General features: G+C 72.5%; 1 protein-coding gene. It reads right to left on the reverse strand.

What is annotated here, in order from left to right; genetic code table 11:
* On the reverse strand, positions 1-348 hold a 348-nt coding region (locus V7E45_RS40495; protein ID WP_333779275.1), incomplete at its 3' end, for a 2-oxoglutarate and iron-dependent oxygenase domain-containing protein.
* Positions 349-382: the final 34 nt, after the last annotated feature.

Below are 382 nucleotides of genomic sequence, written 5' to 3' on the forward strand. Positions count from 1 at the left end.
GGCGGGGCGTTCGGCGCCTATGTCGAGCTGGTCGCGCCAGTCGCGGGCGCCCTGGGTGCGTTCGTCGCCGATGCGCGTGTAGCCGCGGAAGTGCGGGGAGTTGACGTTGTCGAGAGCGAGCCGGTCGGCTTCGGGGAGGTCGAAGAAGGCGCGCATGGCGGTGAGCAGCGCCTCGGTCTCGGCCGGGGTGACGCCGTGCCCGACGAGCTGGAAGAAACCGACGTCGTGGGCGGCGCTGTGCAGCTGGGCGTGGAGCAGGGCGCGGGCCTGGGGGCCGCGGTCGGCGGCGGACAGGTCGATGATGGGGAGCTGGGCGTACGACGGGGTCGTCGCGGTGTGCGTCGTCATGGGTGCGTCCACAGGGTGGGTGGAGATGTGGGTG

The organism is Streptomyces sp. IBSBF 3136 (genome assembly GCF_036815105.1).
Lineage (GTDB): Bacteria > Actinomycetota > Actinomycetes > Streptomycetales > Streptomycetaceae > Streptomyces.